2 rRNA genes are annotated in these 5,549 nt (G+C 51.6%); both read left to right on the forward strand.

Annotated elements, in window-relative coordinates:
- The first annotated feature begins 552 nt into the window (after positions 1-552).
- Positions 553-2,079: ribosomal RNA gene (locus ACN08X_RS08330) — 16S ribosomal RNA — on the forward strand.
- A 344-nt stretch (positions 2,080-2,423) separates the two neighbouring features.
- Positions 2,424-5,507 (forward strand): 23S ribosomal RNA (locus ACN08X_RS08335).
- Together the 16S and 23S rRNA genes form the textbook arrangement of a ribosomal RNA operon.
- Positions 5,508-5,549: the final 42 nt, after the last annotated feature.

Raw genomic sequence — 5,549 nt, forward strand, 5'->3', positions numbered from 1 at the left:
TGTTTTGGGTGGGTGTAAAGTAGTACGAGTCGTCAGGGCGTGTGAGTGTTTATCGCTCCTTGTCAGATGATGTTTTTGATAATTTTATGAGTGGTTTTCCTTGGTTTTCTGGGGATGGTTTGTTGGCTGGGTTTTTCTGGTTGGTGGGTTGTTTCTGGTTTGCTGTGTGGCGTGTTTCACTTGTTTTGGTGTTGCATGTTGCGGGGGATTGCTGGTAAGGTTATCTGGTTGCCTGCTTTGGTGGGTGGCTGAAAAATGAGATTGACCGGCGTGGTTGTCACTGGGATTGTTTTTTCTTGGTGTGGTTGCGTGTGGTTTGTTGCTTGAGAACTCAATAGTGTGCTTTTTATTGTTCATAGCATCATCACGTGAGTGTGGTGGTGTGTGACTACAACTGATACCAAATTTTTATATATTTTATTTTGATATAACCTTTTTGGTTTCAGAATGACAGCATTGAAATGATGACCGAGTCACCGTACCCCGTGTGGCGTTTGAGGTTGTTGTTTTGTTTTTTATTTTGAGATCAGGTTTTCAAATGTCTTTTGTTTTCTAACGGAGAGTTTGATCCTGGCTCAGGACGAACGCTGGCGGCGTGCTTAACACATGCAAGTCGAACGATGAAGCTCCAGCTTGCTGGAGTGGATTAGTGGCGAACGGGTGAGTAATACGTGAGTAACCTGCCTTTGACTCTGGGATAAGCCTGGGAAACTGGGTCTAATACTGGATATGACCATTCTTCGCATGAAGTTTGGTGGAAAGGGTTTGTACTGGTTTTAGATGGGCTCACGGCCTATCAGCTTGTTGGTGAGGTAATGGCTCACCAAGGCGACGACGGGTAGCCGGCCTGAGAGGGTGACCGGCCACACTGGGACTGAGACACGGCCCAGACTCCTACGGGAGGCAGCAGTGGGGAATATTGCACAATGGGCGCAAGCCTGATGCAGCGACGCCGCGTGAGGGATGACGGCCTTCGGGTTGTAAACCTCTTTCAGCAGGGGAGAAGCGAAAGTGACGGTACCTGCAGAAGAAGCGCCGGCTAACTACGTGCCAGCAGCCGCGGTAATACGTAGGGCGCGAGCGTTGTCCGGAATTATTGGGCGTAAAGAGCTTGTAGGCGGTTTGTCGCGTCTGCTGTGAAAGACCGGGGCTTAACTCCGGTATTGCAGTGGGTACGGGCAGACTAGAGTGCAGTAGGGGAGACTGGAATTCCTGGTGTAGCGGTGAAATGCGCAGATATCAGGAGGAACACCGATGGCGAAGGCAGGTCTCTGGGCTGTAACTGACGCTGAGAAGCGAAAGCATGGGGAGCGAACAGGATTAGATACCCTGGTAGTCCATGCCGTAAACGTTGGGCACTAGGTGTGGGGGACATTCCACGTTTTCCGCGCCGTAGCTAACGCATTAAGTGCCCCGCCTGGGGAGTACGGCCGCAAGGCTAAAACTCAAAGGAATTGACGGGGGCCCGCACAAGCGGCGGAGCATGCGGATTAATTCGATGCAACGCGAAGAACCTTACCAAGGCTTGACATACACTGGATCGGATCAGAGATGGTTTTTCCCTTCGGGGCTGGTGTACAGGTGGTGCATGGTTGTCGTCAGCTCGTGTCGTGAGATGTTGGGTTAAGTCCCGCAACGAGCGCAACCCTCGTTCTATGTTGCCAGCACGTTATGGTGGGGACTCATAGGAGACTGCCGGGGTCAACTCGGAGGAAGGTGGGGATGACGTCAAATCATCATGCCCCTTATGTCTTGGGCTTCACGCATGCTACAATGGCCGGTACAATGGGTTGCGATACTGTGAGGTTGAGCTAATCCCAAAAAGCCGGTCTCAGTTCGGATTGGGGTCTGCAACTCGACCCCATGAAGTCGGAGTCGCTAGTAATCGCAGATCAGCAACGCTGCGGTGAATACGTTCCCGGGCCTTGTACACACCGCCCGTCAAGTCACGAAAGTTGGTAACACCCGAAGCCGGTGGCCTAACCTTTTTGGGGGGAGCCGTCGAAGGTGGGATTGGCGATTGGGACTAAGTCGTAACAAGGTAGCCGTACCGGAAGGTGCGGCTGGATCACCTCCTTTCTAAGGAGCTCAATCTTTTGGTTGGCCTGGTTTGTTCACGAGTGTTGGACACTGGGTTTGCTCATGGGTGGAATGTTGGTTGTGGTTTTTGGATGGTAGAGGGCGCATTGTTGGGTTTTGAGGTTGCAGGCTTTGGTTTGTGATTCTCGTTTTGCCTGGTGCTGGTGGGTGCTGCTGCTTTGTGTGGTGGTGTTTGTTGGTAGTTGGGTTGTTGTTTGAGAACTGTATAGTGGACGCGAGCATCTTCTGGAAACTGTTTGAATGATTTTTGTTGTTTGGATGTGTTTCTTTGATTTGTAAGAAAACTTAGTTATTTTTGAAATAATCTTTGATTATTTTGTGTGTCGTAAGTCATTAAGGGCACACGGTGGATGCCTTGGCATCAGGAGCCGATGAAGGACGTGTGAATCTGCGATAAGCCTCGGGGAGTCGATAACAGGACGTTGATTCGAGGATTTCCGAATGGGGAAACCCAGCAAGTTGTAAGGCTTGTTACCACCAGTTGAATGTATAGGCTGGTTGGGGGGAACGCGGGGAAGTGAAACATCTCAGTACCTGCTGGAAGAGAAAATAAATAATGATTCTGTGAGTAGTGGCGAGCGAAAGCGGATGAGACTAAACCTGTGGTGTGTGATACCGGTTAGGGGTTGCATCATGGGGGTTGTGGGAGCAGCGTGGTAGTTCTAACTGGCTACTGGCTTGATGTCGTGTTGGGTAGGTGAAGGCCTTGGGATGGGCTGCCGTAGAGGGTGAGAGTCCCGTAACCGAAATTTGACACGCCGGGCGTTTGTTTTCCCGAGTAGCACGGGGCTCGTGGAATCTCGTGTGAATCTGCCAGGACCACCTGGTAAGTCTAAATACTTCCTGATGACCGATAGTGAATCAGTACCGTGAGGGAATGGTGAAAAGTACCCCGGGAGGGGAGTGAAATAGTACCTGAAACCGTGTGCTTACAAGCCGTTGGAGCCTTTTGGGGTGACAGCGTGCCTTTTGAAGAATGAGCCTGCGAGTTAGTGTTCTGTCGCGAGGTTAACCCGTGTGGGGTAGCCGTAGCGAAAGCGAGTCTGAATAGGGCGTTTGAGTGGCAGGATCTAGACCCGAAGCGGAGTGATCTATCCATGGCCAGGTTGAAGCGACGGTAAGACGTCGTGGAGGACCGAACCCACTTCAGTTGAAAATGGAGGGGATGAGCTGTGGATAGGGGTGAAAGGCCAATCAAACTCTGTGATAGCTGGTTCTCCCCGAAATGCATTTAGGTGCAGCGTCGTGTGTTTCTTATCAGAGGTAGAGCTACTGGTTGGCCGATGGGCCGTATTGGTTACTGACGTCAGCCAAACTCCGAATGCTGGTAAGTGAGAGCGCGGCAGTGAGACAGTGGGGGATAAGCTTCATTGTCGAGAGGGAAACAGCCCAGACCATCAATTAAGGTCCCTAAGCGTGTACTAAGTGGGAAAGGATGTGGAGTTGCTTAGACAACCAGGAGGTTGGCTTAGAAGCAGCCATCCTTGAAAGAGTGCGTAATAGCTCACTGGTCAAGTGATTCTGCGCCGATAATGTAGCGGGGCTCAAGTACACCACCGAAGTTGTGGCAATGAGATTTTTCTTGTTGGGTAGGGGAGCGTCGTGTATTCGGTGAAGCTGCGGTGTGAACTGTGGTGGAGGGTATGCGAGTGAGAATGCAGGCATGAGTAGCGAATCACGGGTGAGAAACCCGTGCGCCGGATGATCAAGGGTTCCAGGGTCAAGCTAATCTGCCCTGGGTTAGTCGGGGCCTAAGGCGAGGCCGACAGGCGTAGTCGATGGATAACGGGTTGATATTCCCGTACCGACGAAGAACCGTCAATACTGAATGGGTGATGCTAACTATGCGATGCTGGTGTGCTTTCATTTTTTGTTGGTGTGCTGGTTGGTTGTAGGGTCCTATCCTTGGAGGTAAACGTATTAACAGGTGTGACGCAGGAAGGTAGCCAAGCCACGCGGTGGTTGTCGTGGTCTAAGCGTGTAGGGTATCCAGTTGTTAAATGCGCTGGTGTTGGCCTGAGACGTGATGGGACTCCTTTGTGGAGGATTTGGTGATCCTATGCTGCCGAGAAAAGCATCGGCGTGAGGTTCTAGTTGCCCGTACCCTAAACCGACACAGGTGATCAGGTAGAGAATACTAAGGCGATCGAGAGAATCATGGTTAAGGAACTCGGCAAAATGCCCCCGTAACTTCGGGAGAAGGGGGACCTTGAGCGTGAACTGCCCTTGCGGTGGGGAGCGTGTATGGGTCGCAGAGACCAGGGGGAAGCGACTGTTTATCAAAAACACAGGTCCGTGCGAAGTCGTAAGACGATGTATACGGACTGACTCCTGCCCGGTGCTGGAAGGTTAAGAGGATTGGTTAGCTCTTTTGGGCGAAGCTGAGAATTTAAGCCCCAGTAAACGGCGGTGGTAACTATAACCATCCTAAGGTAGCGAAATTCCTTGTCGGGTAAGTTCCGACCTGCACGAATGGAGTAACGACTTCCCTACTGTCTCAACCATGAACTCGGCGAAATTGCAGTACGAGTAAAGATGCTCGTTTCGCGCAGCAGGACGGAAAGACCCCGTGACCTTTACTATAGTTTGGTATTGATGTTCGGTGTGGCTTGTGTAGGATAGGTGGGAGATGTTGAAGCCGTGACGCTAGTTATGGTGGAGTCGTTGTTGAAATACCACTCTGGTCATATTGGATGTCTAACTTCGGGCCATGATCTGGTTCAGGGACAGTGCCTGATGGGTAGTTTAACTGGGGCGGTTGCCTCCTAAAGTGTAACGGAGGCGCCCAAAGGTTCCCTCAGCCTGGTTGGCAATCAGGTGTTGAGTGTAAGTGCACAAGGGAGCTTGACTGTGAGACTGGCAGGTCGAGCAGGGACGAAAGTCGGGACTAGTGATCCGGCGGTACGTTGTGGAACGGCCGTCGCTCAACGGATAAAAGGTACCTCGGGGATAACAGGCTGATCTTGCCCAAGAGTCCATATCGACGGCATGGTTTGGCACCTCGATGTCGGCTCGTCGCATCCTGGGGCTGGAGTTGGTCCCAAGGGTTGGGCTGTTCGCCCATTAAAGCGGTACGCGAGCTGGGTTCAGAACGTCGTGAGACAGTTCGGTCCCTATCCGCTGCGTGCGTTGGAAATTTGAGAAAGGCTGTCCTTAGTACGAGAGGACCGGGACGGACGAACCTCTGGTATGTCAGTTGTACCGCCAGGTGCATGGCTGATTGGCTACGTTCGGGAGGGATAACCGCTGAAGGCATCTAAGCGGGAAGCCTGTTTTGAGATGAGATTTCCTTGCCCTTTGTGGGTGTGAGGTTCCCTATAGATGATGGGGTTGATAGGCCGGGTATGGAAGCAAGGACGTGAGACTTGTGGAGTTGACTGGTACTAATAGACCGAAGGCTTATGTTTATTTTGGCTTTGTTTTTGTGTTTGTGTCCACTGTACGGTTTT

Source organism: Rothia sp. P6271, from assembly GCF_048512995.1.
Lineage (GTDB): Bacteria > Actinomycetota > Actinomycetes > Actinomycetales > Micrococcaceae > Rothia.